This is a genomic window from Candidatus Pelagibacter sp. HIMB1521 (genome assembly GCF_052047875.1).
Taxonomy (GTDB): Bacteria; Pseudomonadota; Alphaproteobacteria; order Pelagibacterales; family Pelagibacteraceae; genus Pelagibacter.
In genome coordinates this window covers 1-18,434 of sequence record NZ_JBNAIZ010000011.1, presented here as the reverse complement: position 1 = coordinate 18,434, position 18,434 = coordinate 1, and the positions used below count along the sequence as shown (strand labels likewise).

Genomic DNA, 18,434 nt, shown 5'->3' with positions numbered 1-18,434 from the left:
AACTATGTTATAAGTATTTATGTTCAAAGGATCAAATGTTGCTTTAATTACACCGTTTAAAAACAATCTCTTAGATGAGGAGGCGTATATTAAATTGATACATTTTCATATTGAAAATGGAACTAGTGGGCTTGTACCTGCTGGTACAACTGGAGAATCCCCAACATTAAGTCATGATGAACATCAAAAAGTAATTGATCTCTGCATAAAAGAAAGTAATGGAAAAATTCCAGTTATAGCTGGAACAGGTTCAAATTCTACTGAGGAAGCTATTTCTTTAACTTCACACGCTGAAAAGGCAGGTGCAAATGGTGCTCTAATCGTAACACCTTATTATAATAAACCTACCCAAGAAGGTTTGTACCAGCATTATAAAGCTATAAATGACAAATGCGGGATACCAATAATAATTTACAATATACCAGGTAGATCAGTTATTGATATGAATGTTGATACAATGGCAAGACTGTTCGAGTTAAAAAATATAGTTGGTGTAAAAGATGCCACTGGAGATTTGGATAGGGTTGATCAACAGTTATCAAAAATGGGTAAAGAATTTGTTCAATTGACTGGTAATGATGACAATGCGCTAGAATTTAATAAAAGAGGTGGAGTAGGTGCAATAAGTGTAACAGCAAACATAGCACCAAAACTTTGTTCAGATTTTCAAAAATTTTCTAAATCTGAAAATGATATTGGTGAAGCTGAAAAATTAGATAAAATTTTACAGCCAATTCATCATTCAATGTTTGTTGAAAGTAATCCTAGTCCAGTAAAATATGCTGCTAAATTATTAAATCTATGCGAAGATGATGTTAGATTACCTCTGGTAAAAGTTACCGAACAAACTAAGGAAATTGTTAAAAAGTCTCTTCAGTCAGCAAAATTGATTTAATGAACAAAAAAACCAATTCTGGTTTAAAAATAATTTGTTTAAATAGGAAAGCTAGTTTTAATTATTTTTTTGAGGATATTTTAGAAGCAGGAATTGTTCTTAAAGGTTCTGAAATTAAATCAGTAAGAGATGGAAAAGTTAATATAGCAGACTCTTATGCAGTTGAAAAAAATGGAGAAATAATTTTAATTAATTCTCATATTTCACCTTACAAACAAGCAAGTTATTCCAATCATAACCCAACCGATGAAAGAAAGTTGCTACTAAATAAAAGAGAAATAAACAAATTGATTGGAAAAATGCAAAGAGATGGCTTTACTATTGTTCCAACAAAAATGTATTTTAAAAAAGGAAAGGCCAAAATTGAATTAGCGGTTGCTAAAGGAAAGAAGCAATACGATAAAAGAGCAACAAAAAAGAGCAGAGACTGGAACCGTGAAAAGGCAAGATATATCAGAAAATCAAGCTAAAATTGTTTACTTAGGTATTGGCTCTAATTTGGGTGATAGAAAAAAAAATATAGAAATTGCAAAATCTCATTTAAGCGAAAATAATTTGGATTTTTTATCTATCTCAAGTTTTTATGAAACACCTTCTTGGCCGGACCCCAAAAAACCTAAATTTTTAAATGTAGTTATCAAGGCAAAGTTTTGTTTTGATCCAGAAAGTCTCCTTAAAATATGTAAGAAAATTGAAATTTTATTAGGAAGAAAAAAAGGTAAAAAAAATGATCCACGTATTTGTGATATTGACATTATTGATTTTAATAAAAAGGTTTTAAAAGTAAAAAACAAATTAACTTTGCCTCATAAACTTATGCATAAAAGAAATTTTGTACTCATCCCTTTTTTTGAAATTCAAAAAGAATGGCATCATCCAATTATTAAAAAAGATCTTAAAAGCTTGATTTCTTCACTCTCTGAAGCAGACATTAGGTCTATTAAACAAATTTAAATTAATGTTATAATAGAGTTATGCTAAATTCTAATGAACTAATTAATAAAGTTAAAAATTATAATAAATTTTTAAATCCTGAAAAATTAGATAAAGCTTATAATTTTGCTGTAAAGGCCCATAAGAGTCAAAAGAGAGCTTCTGGTGATCCTTACTCTGTACATCCAATTGAAGTTGCAAATATTTTAACAGAGTTAAAATTAGACAGTGCTACAATTGCCACTGGGTTATTGCATGACACTATTGAAGATACCTTTGCAACTTATGAAACAATAAAAGCTGAATTTGGTGATGAGGTTGCTGACTTAGTAGATGGTGTCACTAAAATATCTGTTTTTGAAAATACAGCTGGATCAAATTCTAAAGTAGAAAATTTTAGAAAATTAATTTTAGCAACATCTAAAGATATTAGAGTTTTGTTAGTAAAAATTGCAGACAGATTGCACAACATGAGAACGATTAAAGCAATTACTAAAGCGGAAAAAAGACAAAGGATTGCTCAAGAAACAATGGAAATTTATGCTCCATTAGCAGACAGAATGGGTATGCACAGAATACGTGATGAGCTTGAAGATTTATCGTTTGAAATTTTAAATTACGATGCAAGAAAATTAATAAAAAAAAGACTTGATGAAATAAAATTAGATAGAAAAGATATTTTTGAAGAACAATCATATGAACTCAGTGAAATATTGAATGATCACGAAATTAATGCTGAAATTTATGGAAGAGAAAAAACTCCATTTTCAATATGGAGAAAAGTTCAAAAAAAAAGAGTTTCATTAGAGCAGATAACAGACATCATTGGCTTTAGAATTATATTAGATACTATTGATGACTGTTATAAAACTCTTGGTATATTTCATAAGAAATGGAACTGTATTCCTGGTAAATTTAAAGACTACATCTCTTCGCCCAAAATAAATGGATATAAGTCAATTCATACTTCAGTTATTGGTTCAAATAAAAAGCCTATAGAGATTCAAATTAGAACTAAAGAAATGCATGACTTTGCACAAAGAGGTGTTGCATCGCATTGGCAATATAAATCTTCTGAAAAATTTAATTCATTAAGTTTGAAAGAGTATGATTGGTTAAAAGATTTAGTGGAGATTATTGAAAAAAATGAAAATCCTGAGGACTCTTATGAATATACAAAGCTTCAAATGTTTCAGGAAAATGTTTTTTGCTTCACACCAAAAGGATCTGTAATTAAATTACCAAAAGATGCAACAGCAATTGATTTTGCTTATGCTGTTCACACTAAAATTGGTAATTCCGCAATTGGTTGTGAAGTAAATGGAAATAACTGTGAATTACAAACAATATTAAGAAATGGTGATAGGGTTAACATTCTCACATCTAAAAATAGTTCACCATCTCTGCATTGGATACCTACCACCAAAACAGGTAAAGCAAGAGCTGCTATTAGAAGATATTGGCATGACAAAGGTGAACAAAAAGAGGAAAAAACAAAAAAATATAACACTACACTTTGGATTTCATTGCCTGATAAACCTGGTCAACTTGGTGATATAAGTTCTTTAATTGGAAGTCATAAACTTAACATTTCTAATTTAGAGATGGCTGGTAAAAATCCAAACTATATTAATTTTAAATTTAGATTAATAATCAGAAATCTTAAGAATTTTACAAATTTTATTGCAGAGCTAAAGCAAAAAGGTATAAAATTTAAGATAATTAGACACGAAGAAAAAAGAAATGCTTTCACTCAAAAAATCCTTAAATATTTTAAAAAAGACTGATGCGTTATTAGAAGGACATTTTGTTTTATCCTCAGGACTACACTCTCCAAAGTATATTCAATGTGCTAAACTTTTAAGCTTTCCTAATTTAGCTGACAAAATTTGTAAATCATTAGCAAATAAAATTAAAAAAAATTTTAAAAAAATAGATTTAATACTTGCTCCTGCAATGGGCGGTGTGATCATAGGTTATGAAATTGGTAAAATTTTAAAAAAAGAGACAATTTTTTGCGAAAGGGTGAATGGAAAATTTACTCTCAGAAGAGGTTTTAGTATAAAAAAGGGAGCAAGGGTTTTAATTATAGAAGATGTGATTACAACTGGTAAATCTAGTTTGGAATGTGTGAAACTTATAAAAAAATCAAACGCAAAACTCGTTGGTTTTGCTTCTATAATTGATAGATCAACAAAAAAATCTCTGAAGATAAAAAATAAAATTGTTTCTCATTTAAAAATAGATGTTCCTAGCTATAACCTTAAAAATATACCTAAATCTCTAAAATCAATTCCCATTACCACCCCAGGAAGTAGATTTATTAAGTGAAAAGGCTAGGCGTAAATATAGATCATATTGCAACACTGCGTAATGCACGTGGTGAAAAACATCCCAATCCTGTTTTTGCAGCAAAAGAAGTTATAAAGTTGGGTGCAGACTCAGTAACTATTCATTTGAGAGAAGATAGAAGGCACATAAAAGATTTAGATACTAAAGAGATTTGTGCTTTGAATAAAGTGTTAGTGAATCTTGAAGTCTCAATGAATAGTGAAATAATTAAAAAAGCTTTAAGATATAAACCAAATTACATTTGTATTGTTCCAGAAAATAGAAAAGAAATAACTACAGAAGGTGGTTTAAATCTAAAAGATAATTATAAAAAATTAAAAGAAATAATTTTTAAATTTAAAAAGTCAAATATTAGAACTAGTTTATTTATCAACCCCAATTTAAATGATATTAAACTTTCAAAAAAATTAAATGTGGATTGCGTTGAAATTCACACTGGAAAACTAGCTAATTATGTTAAGTCACATAAAAATTTTTCAAGCGAATTAAATAGAATTAAAAAAAGCTCAAAACTTGCATCTAAACTAGATATAGAAGTACATGCGGGTCATGGTTTAGATTATAAAACGACTAAAATTTTAACAAAAATTAGAGAAATTGAGGAATTCAACATAGGTCATTTTATTATTGGTGAGTCGATATTTTATGGTCTACCCAAAGTAATTAAAGATTTTAAAAAAATTATTAAAAATTAATGAAAATTTTAGGTATTGGAGTTGATATAATTGAAAATAAAAGAATTAAAGAGGCTATAAAAAGTAAATCTTTTATTAACAGAGTTTATAGTGTGAGAGAACAAAGACAATCATACTTAATAAAGAATAAAGTGGCTTTTTTTTCAAAAAGATTTGCAGCAAAAGAAGCATTTGCAAAAGCTTTGGGTACCGGATTTAGAATGAAATTGAACTTTAAGGATATAGAAGTAGTTAACGATAAAATGGGTAAACCAAATTATGTTACAAACAAAAAAATCACCAAGATAATCCAAAATAAATTTAAAATTAAAAAATATAATTGTTTTCTATCCATTTCAGATGAAAAAAAATATTCAACAGCATTTGCTATTATTCAATCATAATGAAACTAGATAAAAACTTTTTTTCAGAAAATATAAAAACTTTGTTTTATGCTTTGATAATTGCAGTAATAATTAGATCACTTTTAGTGCAACCTTTTTATATACCTTCTTCTTCGATGGAACCCACATTACTTGTAGGTGACAGATTATTTGTTACGAAATATTCATATGGGTATAGTAAACATTCTTTCCCTTTTAGTCCGCCAATACTTAGTAAAAGAATAATGTTTAAAAGTCCTGAAAGAGGCGATGTAATTGTATTTAAAACACCAGCTGACAATAGAACAGATTATATAAAACGTTTAATTGGGCTGCCAGGAGATAAAATCCAGTTTATTGATGCCAATCTATATTTAAATAGTAGCGAAATACTTAAATCTAAAATTCCACTTAAAGCTAAAATTTATTGTGGTGACACAACAATAGACGTTTTAAAGTTTGAGGAAAAATTACCTAATGGTAAAAAATTTCATACAGTTTATTTAAAAAATTACACTTATCAAAATTCAGATATTTTTACTGTTCCAGAAGATCATTATTTCTTTTTAGGTGATAATAGAGATTGTTCTAAAGATAGCAGATTTCTTTCAAGTGTTGGTTATGTTCATAAAGATAACTTGGTTGGTAAGGCTCAATTTATTTTTTTCTCATCTGATAAAAAAATAGGAAGTTTTATTGAATTTTGGAAATGGCATAAATCTATAAGATTTAAAAGAACCTTTAATGTTATTAATTAATGAAAATAAAGTATCAAGAACTAGAAAAAAAAATAAATATAGTTTTTAAAAACAAAAATTTATTAGACCAATCTCTTACTCATAAAAGTTTTAATTCCTCTAAAAATAATGAGAAAATTGAATTTTTAGGTGATCGTGTACTAGGACTGGTCATGGCTAAAAAATTATTAGAAATTTATCCTAACGAAAAAGAGGGAATACTTGATAAGAAATTTGCTTCACTTGTTAATAAAAAATCTTGTCTTGAAATTGCAAAATCAATTAATTTAGAAAAATATATAAAAACTTTTAATCCAAGAAATAAAAAAATAAAAATTGAAGATAAAATTATTGCAGATAGTTGTGAAGCTTTAATAGGAGCAATTTATCTCGATAAAGGTTTTAATATTGTTGAAAAATTTATTTTAATGCAGTGGGAAGCAAAAATTAGTGATAGCGTTGTTACCGAAATTGACGCCAAAACCAAGTTACAAGAACAAACATTAAAAAAATTTAAAAGTCTTCCTAAATACAAATTAATCTCAAACACTGGACCAAGACACAAACCTGTATTTAAAGTAGGAGTAAAATTACCTAATACAAAATACTTTATTGGCATTGGCAATTCCAAAAAAAATGCCGAACAAAGTGCTGCCACAGAGTGTTTAAATAGTTTCAATAAATAATATGAATTGGTCTGATGAAGGTTTTTTGTTAAGTAAAAATAGATATAACGAAAACTCCTTAATTGTAGAAATTTTCACCAAAGAAAAAGGCAAAGTGTCAGGCATTATATTTGGTGGAACATCAAAAAAAATTAAAAATTATCTACAAATAGGAAATAAATTGCATGTTAATTATAACTCAAAAAATGAAAATAGGATTGGCTATTTTAAAGTTGAAATTTTAAATGCTTACAGTCCTTTGTATTTTGATGATAGGCAAAAATTATCATGCTTAACCTCTGCAATGAATTTGATTAAAATTTTAACAGCAGACGCACAATCAAATGAAAAAGTTTTTTTCATAATTCATAATTTCTTTTTAATTTTACAAGATAAAAATTGGTTAAAAAAATATATTTTTTGGGAATTAGAATTACTCAAAATATTAGGTTATGATTTAGAATTACAAAACTTAGTAGAGAAAGATACTGAAAATAACGAAACTGTTTATTATGTTTCATCATCAAATGAAAAAAAATATGTTCCAAACTTTCTTATTGAAAAAGATAAAGAGGTTGAAGATATTAAAATTTTATTAAAAGGTTTGAAGTTAGTTAATGATTATCTAGATAAAACGATTTTAAAACCAAATAATATTAATTTTCCAAATAATAGATTGTTATTTCTTAATACTTTAAGGTGATTACTTTATTATTTTGTCAATTCGATCAGCGTAATAACTTACAATTGCATTTGCACCAGCTCTTTTGAAAGCCACTAAACTTTCATACACTGCATCTTTATTTACAAGGTTTTTATTAATAGCATTTTCTATTAAACTGTATTCTCCAGATACTTGATAAGCAAAAACTGGGATTTTGAATTTTTCTTTAATTGATTTAATTATATCTAGATATGGCATTCCTGGTTTAACCATAACCATATCAGCTCCTTCTTTTATATCTAAAGCAACTTCTCTCAATGCTTCGTCAGAATTTCTAAAATCCATTTGATATGTTTTTTTATCTCCTTTTAATGAACTTTTTGACCCGACGGCATCCCTAAAGGGACCATAAAAGCTGGAAGCATATTTTGCTGCATAAGATAAAATCTGAACTTCTTGGAAATTGTTTTGATCGATTGCTTTTCTAATTTTACCAATCCTACCATCCATCATATCTGATGGAGCTAAGACATCGCAACCCATTTCAGCTTGAAGTAAAGATTGGTTTATTAAAACTTGAATTGTTTCATCATTTAAAATTTTATCAGATTTAATTAATCCGTCATGTCCATGAGAGGTATAAGGGTCCAATGCAACATCACACATAATTCCAATTTGATTTTTGTATTTTTTTTTAATCATTCTTGATGCTCTACAAACAAGATTATTTTCATTGAGTGCTTCTGATCCAAGTTCATTTTTCAATGATTTTTTTGTATTTGGGAAAAGAGCAACCATTGGAATTCCTTTGCTTATCGCTTTGTCGATAACTTGACTGATTCTATCTACTGAATACCTATAGACGCCAGGCATCGATTTTATATGTTGTTTTTTATTTACTCCATCAATAAGAAAAATTGGAAGAATAAAATCATTAGGACTTAGGGTATTTTCCTGTATTAGTTTTCTAGTCCAGGAAGATTTTCTGTTTCTTCTTAATCTTAGGCTTGGATATTTTCCTACAATCATGTTTAAATTTACTTTATTAATGCGACAAATGTATTATACAAATATCTCTTAAATTAAGTACAAAACCATTTTTATGAGCATTGATAACACAAAAGTTGTAAACCTAAACCTAAAAAAAGAAGAAAGAATTTTAGATTTTAGTGATTTTCAAAAACAAAACTTGAAATTTGATATAAATAAACTTCAAGAGGCTTATAACCAAATTATTAAGACAAAAAAATTCGAAGATGCTGGGATAACACACTTTGGAGCTATTTCATTAACTCAAATTCCTGGTGATCCTGATTCAATCAAAGGCAATAAAGCTAGAGGTGTTTATTGGACTAAACCTGATAAAACTGGAAAAGAGGTTTCTAGAGATGTAGAAATTGATGAAGCAGCTTATTCTGAATTTATAAAAGATTATGAGAATACTTATTTTAAAGAAGTTTATGATGTTTTATCAAGCAAATATAAATTGGGTAGAGTAAGGATTTTATTAAAAGAACCAAGATCAACTTTAAGTTGGCATAGAGATCCAGAACCAAGATTGCATATTCCAATCGTAACTAATCCTGGATGCTTAATGGTTATAGATAATGTTGCAAAACATATGCCTGCAGATGGTTCTGTTTGGGTGACTAATAACACAAAATATCATAATGCATTTAATGGTGGTGAAGAAAATAGAGTCCACCTTGTTGCTTGTGTGCTAGATTATAAATTCAATTAATTTGAAAAAGATATTTATCTCTTCAGATCACGCTGGTTTTAAACTTAAAGAAGCAATTAAAATTTATTTAGAAAAGAAAAAAATTAATTTCCAAGATTTTGGTCCTTCAAATGAGAATAGCGTTGATTACCCAGATTATGCACATAAAGTTGCAAGAAAAGTAAATTCATCTAAAAAAAATATTGGTATTTTGGTATGTGGATCAGGAACTGGAATGAATATTGCAGCAAATAAACATAAAAATGTTAGAGCCGCTCAATGCTTTAATGAAAAATCTACTAAATTATCTAGATTGCATAATGATGCAAATATCATTACATTAGGATCTAGATTACTAACTAAAAAAAATGCATTAAAATTTATTAGCATTTTTTTAAATACAAAGTTCGAAGGTGGGAGACACTTAAAAAGAGTAAAAAAAATATAATTAATTATGTCTAGTGAAAAAAGTTATTTAAACGATAGTTATAAGAGTTTCTTCGAAGATGGTTTGTCTAGCAAGGACCCTGAATTATATAAAGCTATAAAAGACGAACTCTTAAGACAACAACAACATATAGAATTAATTGCATCAGAAAATATAGTTTCTCAAGCAGTTCTTGAAGCTCAAGGATCAGTTTTAACTAATAAGTATGCCGAAGGATATCCTGGAAAAAGATACTATAATGGTTGCGAACATGTCGATGTTGCAGAAAGTCTTGCAATTGAGAGATTAAAAAAATTATTTAATTGTAAATATGCAAACGCACAACCTCACTCTGGAGCCCAAGCAAATGGAGCTGTATTTTTAGCTTTATTAAATCCTGGAGATACATTTATGGGAATGAGTTTAAATTCAGGTGGACACATAACACACGGATTGAAAATATCTATGTCAGGTAAATGGTTTAACGCTATAGGTTATGACGTTGATAAAGAGTCTGAACTTATTGATTATGATAATGTTGAAAAACTTGCTTTAGAACACAAGCCTAAATTAATAATAGCAGGCGGCAGTGCTTATTCTCGAGTAATAGATTTTAAAAGATTTAGAGAAATAGCTGATAAAGTAGGAGCCTATTTAATGGTTGATATGGCACATTTCTCAGGACTTGTGGCTGGTAAAGGTTATCCAAATCCATGTGATTATGCTCATGTTGTAACCTCAACTACACATAAAGTTTTTAGAAGTGCAAGAGGCGGAATAATATTATCTAATGACGAGGAGCTTGGTAAAAAGTTTAACACAGCTGTCTTCCCTGGTTATCAAGGTGGACCTTTGATGCATATTATTGCTGCTAAAGCTGCTGGTTTTTTAGAAGCTCTTCAACCAGAATTTCAAGATTATATAAAATCCGTTTTAGCTAATGCAAAAATCTTAGCTGAAACTTTAAAAAACAATGGATTTAAAATTTATTCAGATGGAACTGATACTCATTTAATGCTTGTTGACTTAAGACCTTTTAATGTTAAAGGAAATCTTGCAGCGGAAAGTCTATCAAGAGCTAACATAACATGTAATAAAAATGGAATACCTTTTGATACAGAGAAGCCAATGGTAACATCGGGAATTAGACTGGGCACTCAAGCGGCTACTACACGTGGATTTGGATTAAATGAATTTAAAACTGTAGGTGAATTGATAACAAAAACTATTAAAGGTTTATCTGAAAATCCTGATGATAACAGTAAAGTTGAAAACGAAGTAAGAAATGAAGTTATTAACCTAACTTCGTCATTTCCAATATATAAAAATTTATAAATAATGATTTGTCCTTGTGAAAAAAAAGGTGATACGTCAGTTGTAGATTCTAGACCAACTGAAGATGGAACTGCAATAAGAAGAAGACGATTATGTATATGTGGTGAAAGATTTACTACCTTTGAAAGAATTCAATTTAGAGAATTAATGGTTGTTAAAAAAAATGGAAGAAAATCTTCTTTTGACAGAGATAAACTATCTAAATCAATCTATATAGCATTAAAAAAGAGACCAATTGATACGGAAACTGCTGAGAAATTTATAAGTAAAATTTCAAGATCATTAGAAGAACTTGGACAAACAGAAATATCAACTAGTACAATTGGAACAATGGTTATGGAAGGATTAAAAGAGCTTGATCCTGTAGCATACGTGCGTTTTGCTTCCGTTTATAGAAATTTTAGAGAAGAAAAAGACTTTGTGCAATTCGTGGACAGATTAGATGTCTACAAAAAAAGATAAATTTACCAGTAAAGATAAACAATTCATGCAAATTGCCCTTAATTTGGCAATTGCTCGCGAAGGTTTAACCGGTACAAATCCATCTGTTGGATGTGTAATTGTTAAAAATAATAAAATTATATCTATAGGACAGACTTCACATGATGGAAGGCCTCATGCTGAACGAAATGCAATTAAAGACTCTATTGAAAATGTTGCTGGTTCAAAGATGTATGTCACATTAGAACCGTGTTGTCATAAAGGAAAAACACCACCTTGTACAAATTTAATAATTAAATCAAAAATATCAGAAGTTATTTACTCAAATTCTGATATTGACGAACGTGTTAGTGGAAAATCTTTTAAAGTTTTAAAATCAAGTAAAATAAAAGTTAGAAAAAATCTTTTAAAAAAAGAAATCAGTCGGTTTTACTATCCTTATTTTTTTAACAGAAAAAATAAAATACCTTTTGTTACAGGTAAAATTGCAGTTTCAAAGAACAATTTAATTTATAGTAAAGAAAAGCAAAAAATTACTAATATTTATTCTGATAAGTTTTCACATTTTTTAAGATATAAAAATGATACGATATTAATTTCACACAAAACCTTAAATAAGGATAATCCAAAACTCAATTGTAGACTTAAAAACAAAAATAATTTTTCACCTATAAGAGTCATTTTAGATAATAAGCTAAATTCTAATCCAAATTCTTACTTAATAAAATCTGCAACTAAAATAAAAACAATTATTTTTTATAATGAAGCAACAAAATCAAAAATCTCATTATTTAAATCTAAAAAAGTCTTATTAATAAAATCTAAAATTAATAAAAATAAAGAATTCAATTTAAAAGAGATATTAAAAAAAATTTATTCTTTAGGAAGTAGAAATTTATTGGTTGAAGGTGGAGATAAACTTACAAAATCATTCATAAATGATAAAATTTTTAATAAATTTTATTTTTTTAAAAGTTCCAAAAATTTGTCTAAAAATTCTGAATTTGTTGAATTTAACAGTTTAAATACTTTAAAATCAAAATATAGATATAAGTCAAAACTAAACCTTAAATTAAAAAAGGATAAAATAGAATTTTACAAAAACTATGTTTAACGGAATTATATATAACCAAGGTATTGTCAAAAGAATTGCCAAAAGACCAAAAGGTATCAATATATTTGTTAAAAGTAGCTTAAAGGTTTCATCAAAAGATATGGGATTGTCAGTTGCATGTGATGGAGTGTGTCTCACACTAATTTCGTATAAATCAAAAATAATGGAGTTTTATTTATCTAATGAAACTTTAATTAGATCCAAATTTAAATTTCTAAAAATAAATGATGTTTTGAACTTAGAGTTACCTTTGAAATATGGAACTAAAATTTCTGGTCATATCTGCCAAGGTCATGTTGATACGGTTGGAATAGTTAATAGTATTAATAAAATAGATAAATCTTATCTTTTTGATTTTGAAATACCAAAAAAGGAGAGAAAACACCTAATAGAGAAGGCGTCAATATGTGTAAATGGCATCTCTCTTACAATTTCAAAAATTACAAAAAAAGGTTTTCAAATTTGGATTATTCCCCATACTTATAAAGAGACCAATTTATCTACTTTAAAAAAATCTAGTTTGGTAAATATTGAGATTGATATCTTGTCTAAATATGTAAGAAATTATTTTAATGACAAAAAATAATTTTGAATCAATTGAAACTATTATTAACATTGCCAGAAAAGGTGGGATGTTCATATTAGTTGATGATGAAAAAAGAGAAAATGAGGGTGATTTAGTAATATCGACATCGGATACTAATTCTAAAAATATAAATTTTATGGCCAAGTATGGCAGAGGTTTAATTTGTTTGGCTCTCGATAGTGTTCAGGCTAAAAAATTAAACCTTTCATTAATGTCACCAATTAATCAATCAAGAAATAAAACTGCATTTACAATATCTATTGAAGCAAAAAAAGGAATCACAACAGGAATTTCAGCAAAGGATAGAGCCAAAACAATTAAAGTTGCTTCAAAGAAAAATGCTAACAAAAATGAAATTGTATCTCCAGGTCATGTTTTTCCAATAATAGCAAAAGATGGAGGTGTACTCGTTAGAGCTGGGCATACAGAAGCTTCAGTTGATATCTCAAAATTAGCAAAAAAAAATAATTCAGCTGTTATTTGTGAAATTATGAACGAAGATGGAACAATGGCCAAAGGTAACGATTTATTTAATTTTGCAAATAAGCATAAACTTAAAATAGGTAAGATTGAAGATTTGATTGCTTATAGACTTAAAAAAGAAAAATTAATTAAATTAAAAAAACAAAGCTCAATAATTGTAAAAGATCAAAAGTATAATATTCGAATTTATGAAAATTTAATTGATGGTGCAGAACATTTTGCTCTAATTAAAGGAAAAATAAAAAAGGGTATTACCCCAAGGGTAAGAGTGATCTCTTCAAATGTAGTTCAAAATTATTTAATTAATCAACAATTACCAAACTCATTTAACAAAACTTTGAATTATTTTAAAAAATATAACAATTGTGTATTAATCTTTATTAAAGACTCTAATTTAAAATCTGTAACACAAACTCTAAAAGATTATAAAAATAAAGATTTTTATAAAAAGGGTAATGATAAATTAATAAGAAATTACGGAATTGGAGCTCAAATTATAAAAGATTTGAAAATTAAAAATATGATATTAATCACAAAATCTCCAAAAAAAGTTATTGGTTTAGATGGTTATGGTATAAAAATTACTAAACAAGAATTGATATAATGAAGAAAAAAATTTTGATTGTTATAGCTGATTATTACAAAGATATTGCAGATGGACTACTTAAAAGTGCTTTAAAATTAATCTCAAAAACAAATAATATAAAAGTTATTAATGTTCCAGGAGCTTTTGAAATCCCAGTAACTATTTCAAAAAACATAAATAAGCATGATGCCTTTTTAGCTTTAGGCTGTGTTATTAAAGGTCAAACTCCTCACTTTGATTTTATTTCTCAAGCAACAACTAATGGTATTATGGAATTATCAATTTCAAGTAAAAAACCAATTGGGAATGGAATAATTACTTGTTTGAATATGTCTCAAGCTAAAGCGAGAAAGAAAAAAGGTGCGGAAGCAGCTGAAGCAGTAATTTCTGTTCTATCTCAAAAATGAGAACACATTTTAATCCAAAAAATAATCCTAGGGTTATAATAATTCAAAAACTCTATGGTAAATTTTATAACGAAGATGATGAATTACAGTTTCCAAAACACAGATTTAAAAAATTTATTAAAGATATTGTACTAGGAACTATCGAAAGAAATGATCTAATTATAGATGAATTAAAAAATAAATTAGGTGATGAATTTGTCTTTGAAAATTTAGACAAGGTTTTTCAAACTATTTTAAAAGCTGCTACATACGAATTAATGTACAAACCTAATTTATCCTTAAACATTATTATTAAAGAGTATTTAAATTCATCAAATTATTTCTTAGAAAATTCACAAACTAAGTACCTAAATGCTTTGCTTGACAATGTTGGAAAAAAATTAAGAACAAATGCATGAATTTGAATTAATAAATAATTATTTTTTTAATATTTCTAAAAAAAATAAGGCTGCTTTAAGTTTAAATGATGATGTTTTTTTTGATAAAAAAAAAGGATTAGTTATTTCAGTAGACACATACAACATAGGTACACATTTTATAGATTTTAAAAGACCAGATTTAGTTATTAAAAAAATTTTAAGATCTTCAATTTCTGATTTGATTTGTAAAGGAGTTAAGCCAAAATATTATTTTATTGCTGGATCAGGGAACAAAAAAAACTTTACAAAAAAAAATCTTAAAAAAATATCCAATTCTTTAAGGGAAGAGCAGAAAAAATATGATTTATTATTAGGAGGAGGAGATACAACTTTTTCTAATAAACTTAGCTTTACAATAACCTCAGTTGGTTACTCAAAAAAAATAATCTATAGAAATCAATCTAATGTAAATAATGATATATATGTTACAGGAAATTTAGGTGATAGTTTTATCGGACTACAGATTTTAAAAAATAAAATTAAGTTGAATAAATCTAAAACTAAGTATTTTATCAACAAATATTATATGCCCGATATCCAAAATAAGTTTTCTAAAAATTTACTTTCTCTAGCAACAAGTTCTATGGATATATCTGATGGTTTAATCGCAGATTTGAATAAATTAATAAACAAGCAAAATGTTTCTTATAAAATTTATGAAAAATCCATTCCTGTATCAAGAAATCTTAACAACCTAATTAATAGTAAGAATTTAAATAAAATTGATCTAGTTTCTAATGGAGATGATTATCAAATTTTGTTTACTGCTAGACCAAACAATGCCAGAATCATAAATAAATTAAGTAAATCTCTTGGTGTAAAAATTTCTAAAATTGGAAATATTTTATCTGGTAAAAACAAGTCTTTAATTTTAGATCAAAAAGATAGAGAAATCGCCAATAATACAGGTGGTTATATCCACCAATTTTGAAGTTAATTATTGTCTTTTTTGACTTTTTTTGTATTGTCCGGGCTTAAAAAATTAACAACCAACAACTAAGGGTTATATGAGTGCAACTGTCGAAACTATTTTATTATACACAATCGGAGCTGGTTTTTTATCTATCGTTTATGGATTTTTAACTGGAAAAAACATTTTAAATTCAAGTGCAGGAAATGCAAAAATGCAAGATATTGCTTCAGCTATTCAAATCGGAGCAAAAGCTTATCTAGCAAGACAATACAAGACAATTGCAATTGTTGGTGCAGCTGTTCTTGTAATTGTTAGTATTGCGTTTAGTCCGTTAGTTGGTCTTGGTTATTTAATAGGTGCAGCATTATCTGGTATTGCAGGATATGTTGGTATGTTAGTTTCTGTAGAAGCTAATGTTAGAACTGCTGAAGCTTCAAGAAAAGGTCTAGCTCAAGGTCTTTCAGTGGCTTTTAAATCTGGTGCTGTAACTGGTATGTTGGTTGCTGGTTTAGCATTGTTGGCTATAGCAGTTTATTATTTTTTATTACTTAAATATGATGTTGATGAGAGAGAGATTGTAAATGCTCTAGTTGCTTTAGGTTTTGGTGCTTCTTTAATTTCAATTTTTGCAAGATTAGGTGGAGGTATTTTCACTAAAGGTGCAGATGTAGGTGCCGATCTAGTTGGTAAAGTTGAAGCCGGTATTCCTGAAGATGATCCTAGAAATCCAGCTGTAATTGCAGATAACGTTGGAGATAATGTTGGTGACTGTGCAGGTATGGCAGCTGATTTATTTGAAACATATGCGGTTACTATTGTTGCTACCATGGTTTTATCATCAATTTTCTTCGTAGGTGATCTCAATATGATGATTTATCCTCTTACAATTGGCGCTGCTTGTTTATTAACATCTATTATAGGTACATTCTTTGTTAAGCTTGGAAAAGACAACAATGTGATGAACGCATTGTATAAAGGATTTATTGTATCTGCTGTTGCATCATTGGCTATTCTTTGGCCTGTAACAGATCACGTTATTGGTTTTACAAATGAATACACTGTTAATGGAAATACGTTTAATGGAATGGATTTATATTATTGTGGAGTAATTGGTTTAGTTATTACTGGTTTACTAATCTGGATTACAGAATATTACACTGGAACAAATTATAGACCTGTTAAATCTGTTGCTTTATCATCAACAACTGGTCATGGAACTAATGTTATTCAAGGTTTGGCTGTATCAATGGAAGCAACAGCTATACCTGCATTAATCATTGTTGCAGGTATCTTAATTACAAATTCTATTGCTGGCCTATTTGGTATTGCAATCGCTGTTACAACAATGCTTGCATTAGCTGGAATGGTTGTTGCGTTAGACGCTTACGGTCCAGTAACTGATAATGCTGGCGGGATAGCCGAAATGTCTAACTTGGATAAAAAAGTTAGAAAAACAACAGATGCTTTAGATGCTGTTGGTAACACCACAAAAGCTGTAACAAAAGGATATGCAATTGGTTCTGCTGGTTTAGGTGCACTAGTTTTATTTGCAGCTTACACGGAAGATATAAAACATTTTTCTAAAGAATCAGGTTCTGCTCTTGAAGGTATCGTTGTAACTTTTGATTTATCAAACCCTTATGTTGTTGTTGGATTATTAATTGGTGGAATGTTGCCTTACTTATTTGGATCTATGGGAATGCAGGCTGTTGGAAGAGCGGGTGGTGCCGTAGTAGTAGAAGTTAGAAGACAGTTTAAAAAATTCCCAGGTATCATGAAAAGAAAACAAAAACCTGATTATGCAAAATTAGTTGATTTATTGACTGTTGCAGCAATCAAGGAAATGATAATTCCATCATTATTGCCAGTACTATCACCAGTAGTTTTATATTTTATAATTCTATCAATAGGTGGTCAGGTTGCAGCTTTAGCTGCAGTCGGAGCTATGCTTTTAGGTGTTATAATTACAGGACTATTTGTGGCAGTTTCTATGACTGCTGGAGGTGGCGCATGGGATAATGCTAAGAAATATATTGAAGACGGAAATCATGGTGGAAAAGGTTCAGAAGCTCATAAAGCTGCTGTAACAGGTGACACTGTTGGAGATCCATATAAAGATACAGCAGGTCCAGCTGTTAATCCAATGATTAAGATTACAAATATTGTAGCTTTATTATTGTTAGCAGTTATCGCTGGTTAATATCTTTTCGTTTATTGGCCCTCGTTCCAAGAGGGTCATTTAATTTTTGTCTCATACTTGAAAAAAAATTATAAATAAAACTGTTCTTTTCAAAATTTGTGTTTGTATCATTTTTTGAAATTTTGATATTTTCCATGCTATTTTTATCATAAAATTTTTTTTCTTTCAAAATACCATATTTATCTATCTCTAAAACCAATACATTATTTTCAAAAACTTTCACTCTACCCAAATTTTTTATTTTTGATGCAGTTTCTTTACGTTCAATATATATCCAAATATCATTATCAAATTTACTTTTTGTTGAGGGATTACCTAAAATTTTTTTAATATCGTTTTTATTAGTTTTATTAATAATTAGGGAGCTTTGTTTTTTTTTTAAAAAATGCACCCCATGATGATATACTACAGGTTCAAAGGAACAATTTGAAAATATAATAAAAACAAATATTATATATATTATTTTTTTCATGAGTAATAATTTTATAAATATTTATAAC

The 18,434-nt window shown here is 28.1% G+C and carries 23 protein-coding genes; 21 read left to right on the top strand and 2 right to left on the bottom strand.

Annotated elements, in window-relative coordinates; genetic code table 11:
- Nucleotides 1-19 precede the first annotated feature (19 nt).
- Genes dapA through recO form a run of 10 tightly spaced genes read left to right on the top strand, consistent with a single transcriptional unit; the run spans nucleotide 20 to nucleotide 7,342 of the window.
- Complete coding sequence (gene dapA / locus ACTTA5_RS05475; protein WP_075506760.1) at nucleotides 20-895, top strand: 4-hydroxy-tetrahydrodipicolinate synthase; 876 nt, start codon at nucleotides 20-22, stop codon at nucleotides 893-895.
- Nucleotides 895-1,365, top strand: a complete 471-nt coding sequence (smpB, locus tag ACTTA5_RS05470) for an SsrA-binding protein SmpB (RefSeq protein WP_075506759.1) — start codon at nucleotides 895-897, stop codon at nucleotides 1,363-1,365. Before dapA ends, smpB begins: the two co-directional genes overlap by 1 nt.
- Nucleotides 1,331-1,849 carry a 2-amino-4-hydroxy-6-hydroxymethyldihydropteridine diphosphokinase gene (gene folK / locus ACTTA5_RS05465; RefSeq protein WP_440634578.1) on the top strand — a complete coding sequence of 173 codons (519 nt, stop codon included), beginning with the start codon at nucleotides 1,331-1,333 and terminating at the stop codon, nucleotides 1,847-1,849. Before smpB ends, folK begins: the two co-directional genes overlap by 35 nt.
- A gap of 20 nt (nucleotides 1,850-1,869) precedes the next feature.
- Nucleotides 1,870-3,615, top strand: a complete 1,746-nt coding sequence (locus tag ACTTA5_RS05460) for a RelA/SpoT family protein (RefSeq protein ID WP_440648548.1) — start codon at nucleotides 1,870-1,872, stop codon at nucleotides 3,613-3,615.
- Complete coding sequence (gene pyrE, locus ACTTA5_RS05455) at nucleotides 3,572-4,159, top strand: orotate phosphoribosyltransferase (protein WP_440648546.1); 588 nt, start codon at nucleotides 3,572-3,574, stop codon at nucleotides 4,157-4,159. The genes ACTTA5_RS05460 and pyrE overlap by 44 nt, the downstream gene beginning before the upstream one ends.
- Complete coding sequence (locus tag ACTTA5_RS05450; RefSeq protein WP_440648544.1) at nucleotides 4,156-4,875, top strand: pyridoxine 5'-phosphate synthase; 720 nt, start codon at nucleotides 4,156-4,158, stop codon at nucleotides 4,873-4,875. The genes pyrE and ACTTA5_RS05450 overlap by 4 nt, the downstream gene beginning before the upstream one ends.
- Nucleotides 4,875-5,258 (top strand): holo-ACP synthase, encoded by a 384-nt coding sequence (acpS, locus tag ACTTA5_RS05445; RefSeq protein WP_440648542.1) that lies wholly within the window; start codon nucleotides 4,875-4,877, stop codon nucleotides 5,256-5,258. The genes ACTTA5_RS05450 and acpS overlap by 1 nt, the downstream gene beginning before the upstream one ends.
- On the top strand, nucleotides 5,258-5,995 hold the full coding sequence (lepB, locus tag ACTTA5_RS05440; protein WP_440648540.1) for a signal peptidase I: 738 nt from the start codon (nucleotides 5,258-5,260) through the stop codon (nucleotides 5,993-5,995). The genes acpS and lepB overlap by 1 nt, the downstream gene beginning before the upstream one ends.
- The gene (gene rnc, locus ACTTA5_RS05435; RefSeq protein WP_440648538.1) at nucleotides 5,995-6,660 is read left to right on the top strand and encodes a ribonuclease III; all 666 of its coding nucleotides are present in this window, start codon (nucleotides 5,995-5,997) and stop codon (nucleotides 6,658-6,660) included. The genes lepB and rnc overlap by 1 nt, the downstream gene beginning before the upstream one ends.
- A gap of 1 nt (nucleotide 6,661) precedes the next feature.
- Nucleotides 6,662-7,342 carry a DNA repair protein RecO gene (recO, locus tag ACTTA5_RS05430; RefSeq protein WP_440648536.1) on the top strand — a complete coding sequence of 227 codons (681 nt, stop codon included), beginning with the start codon at nucleotides 6,662-6,664 and terminating at the stop codon, nucleotides 7,340-7,342.
- On the opposite strand, the gene hemB is transcribed toward recO, so the two are convergent.
- Complete coding sequence (gene hemB / locus ACTTA5_RS05425; protein ID WP_440648534.1) at nucleotides 7,343-8,332, bottom strand: porphobilinogen synthase; 990 nt, start codon at nucleotides 8,330-8,332, stop codon at nucleotides 7,343-7,345.
- 73 nt (nucleotides 8,333-8,405) lie between these two features.
- Between hemB and ACTTA5_RS05420 the strand changes: the two genes are divergently transcribed.
- The 11 genes from ACTTA5_RS05420 to ACTTA5_RS05370 all read left to right on the top strand — a co-directional run bounded on the left by ACTTA5_RS05420 (nucleotide 8,406) and on the right by ACTTA5_RS05370 (nucleotide 17,934).
- Nucleotides 8,406-9,044, top strand: coding sequence for an aspartyl/asparaginyl beta-hydroxylase domain-containing protein (locus ACTTA5_RS05420; RefSeq protein WP_262589157.1), 639 nt, complete (start codon nucleotides 8,406-8,408; stop codon nucleotides 9,042-9,044).
- A gap of 1 nt (nucleotide 9,045) precedes the next feature.
- The gene (gene rpiB / locus ACTTA5_RS05415; protein ID WP_075506748.1) at nucleotides 9,046-9,471 is read left to right on the top strand and encodes a ribose 5-phosphate isomerase B; all 426 of its coding nucleotides are present in this window, start codon (nucleotides 9,046-9,048) and stop codon (nucleotides 9,469-9,471) included.
- A 6-nt stretch (nucleotides 9,472-9,477) separates the two neighbouring features.
- Entirely contained in the window at nucleotides 9,478-10,785 is a 1,308-nt protein-coding gene (gene glyA / locus ACTTA5_RS05410) for a serine hydroxymethyltransferase (protein ID WP_440648532.1), read from the top strand.
- A gap of 3 nt (nucleotides 10,786-10,788) precedes the next feature.
- Nucleotides 10,789-11,247, top strand: a complete 459-nt coding sequence (gene nrdR, locus ACTTA5_RS05405; protein WP_075506746.1) for a transcriptional regulator NrdR — start codon at nucleotides 10,789-10,791, stop codon at nucleotides 11,245-11,247.
- A complete protein-coding gene (ribD, locus tag ACTTA5_RS05400; protein ID WP_440648530.1) occupies nucleotides 11,228-12,340 on the top strand; it encodes a bifunctional diaminohydroxyphosphoribosylaminopyrimidine deaminase/5-amino-6-(5-phosphoribosylamino)uracil reductase RibD in 1,113 nt (370 codons plus the stop codon). The genes nrdR and ribD overlap by 20 nt, the downstream gene beginning before the upstream one ends.
- Entirely contained in the window at nucleotides 12,333-12,926 is a 594-nt protein-coding gene (locus ACTTA5_RS05395) for a riboflavin synthase (RefSeq protein WP_440648528.1), read from the top strand. The genes ribD and ACTTA5_RS05395 overlap by 8 nt, the downstream gene beginning before the upstream one ends.
- Nucleotides 12,913-14,013 carry a 3,4-dihydroxy-2-butanone-4-phosphate synthase gene (gene ribB / locus ACTTA5_RS05390; RefSeq protein ID WP_440648526.1) on the top strand — a complete coding sequence of 367 codons (1,101 nt, stop codon included), beginning with the start codon at nucleotides 12,913-12,915 and terminating at the stop codon, nucleotides 14,011-14,013. Before ACTTA5_RS05395 ends, ribB begins: the two co-directional genes overlap by 14 nt.
- Nucleotides 14,013-14,402, top strand: a complete 390-nt coding sequence (gene ribH, locus ACTTA5_RS05385) for a 6,7-dimethyl-8-ribityllumazine synthase (RefSeq protein WP_440648524.1) — start codon at nucleotides 14,013-14,015, stop codon at nucleotides 14,400-14,402. The genes ribB and ribH overlap by 1 nt, the downstream gene beginning before the upstream one ends.
- A complete protein-coding gene (locus tag ACTTA5_RS05380; protein WP_262589163.1) occupies nucleotides 14,399-14,800 on the top strand; it encodes a transcription antitermination factor NusB in 402 nt (133 codons plus the stop codon). Before ribH ends, ACTTA5_RS05380 begins: the two co-directional genes overlap by 4 nt.
- A complete protein-coding gene (thiL, locus tag ACTTA5_RS05375; RefSeq protein ID WP_440648522.1) occupies nucleotides 14,793-15,752 on the top strand; it encodes a thiamine-phosphate kinase in 960 nt (319 codons plus the stop codon). Before ACTTA5_RS05380 ends, thiL begins: the two co-directional genes overlap by 8 nt.
- A 76-nt stretch (nucleotides 15,753-15,828) precedes the next feature.
- Entirely contained in the window at nucleotides 15,829-17,934 is a 2,106-nt protein-coding gene (locus tag ACTTA5_RS05370; protein WP_440648520.1) for a sodium-translocating pyrophosphatase, read from the top strand.
- Here the strand turns inward: ACTTA5_RS05370 and bamE are convergent.
- The gene (gene bamE / locus ACTTA5_RS05365; protein WP_440648518.1) at nucleotides 17,921-18,406 is read right to left on the bottom strand and encodes an outer membrane protein assembly factor BamE domain-containing protein; all 486 of its coding nucleotides are present in this window, start codon (nucleotides 18,404-18,406) and stop codon (nucleotides 17,921-17,923) included. The genes ACTTA5_RS05370 and bamE overlap by 14 nt on opposite strands.
- Nucleotides 18,407-18,434: the final 28 nt, after the last annotated feature.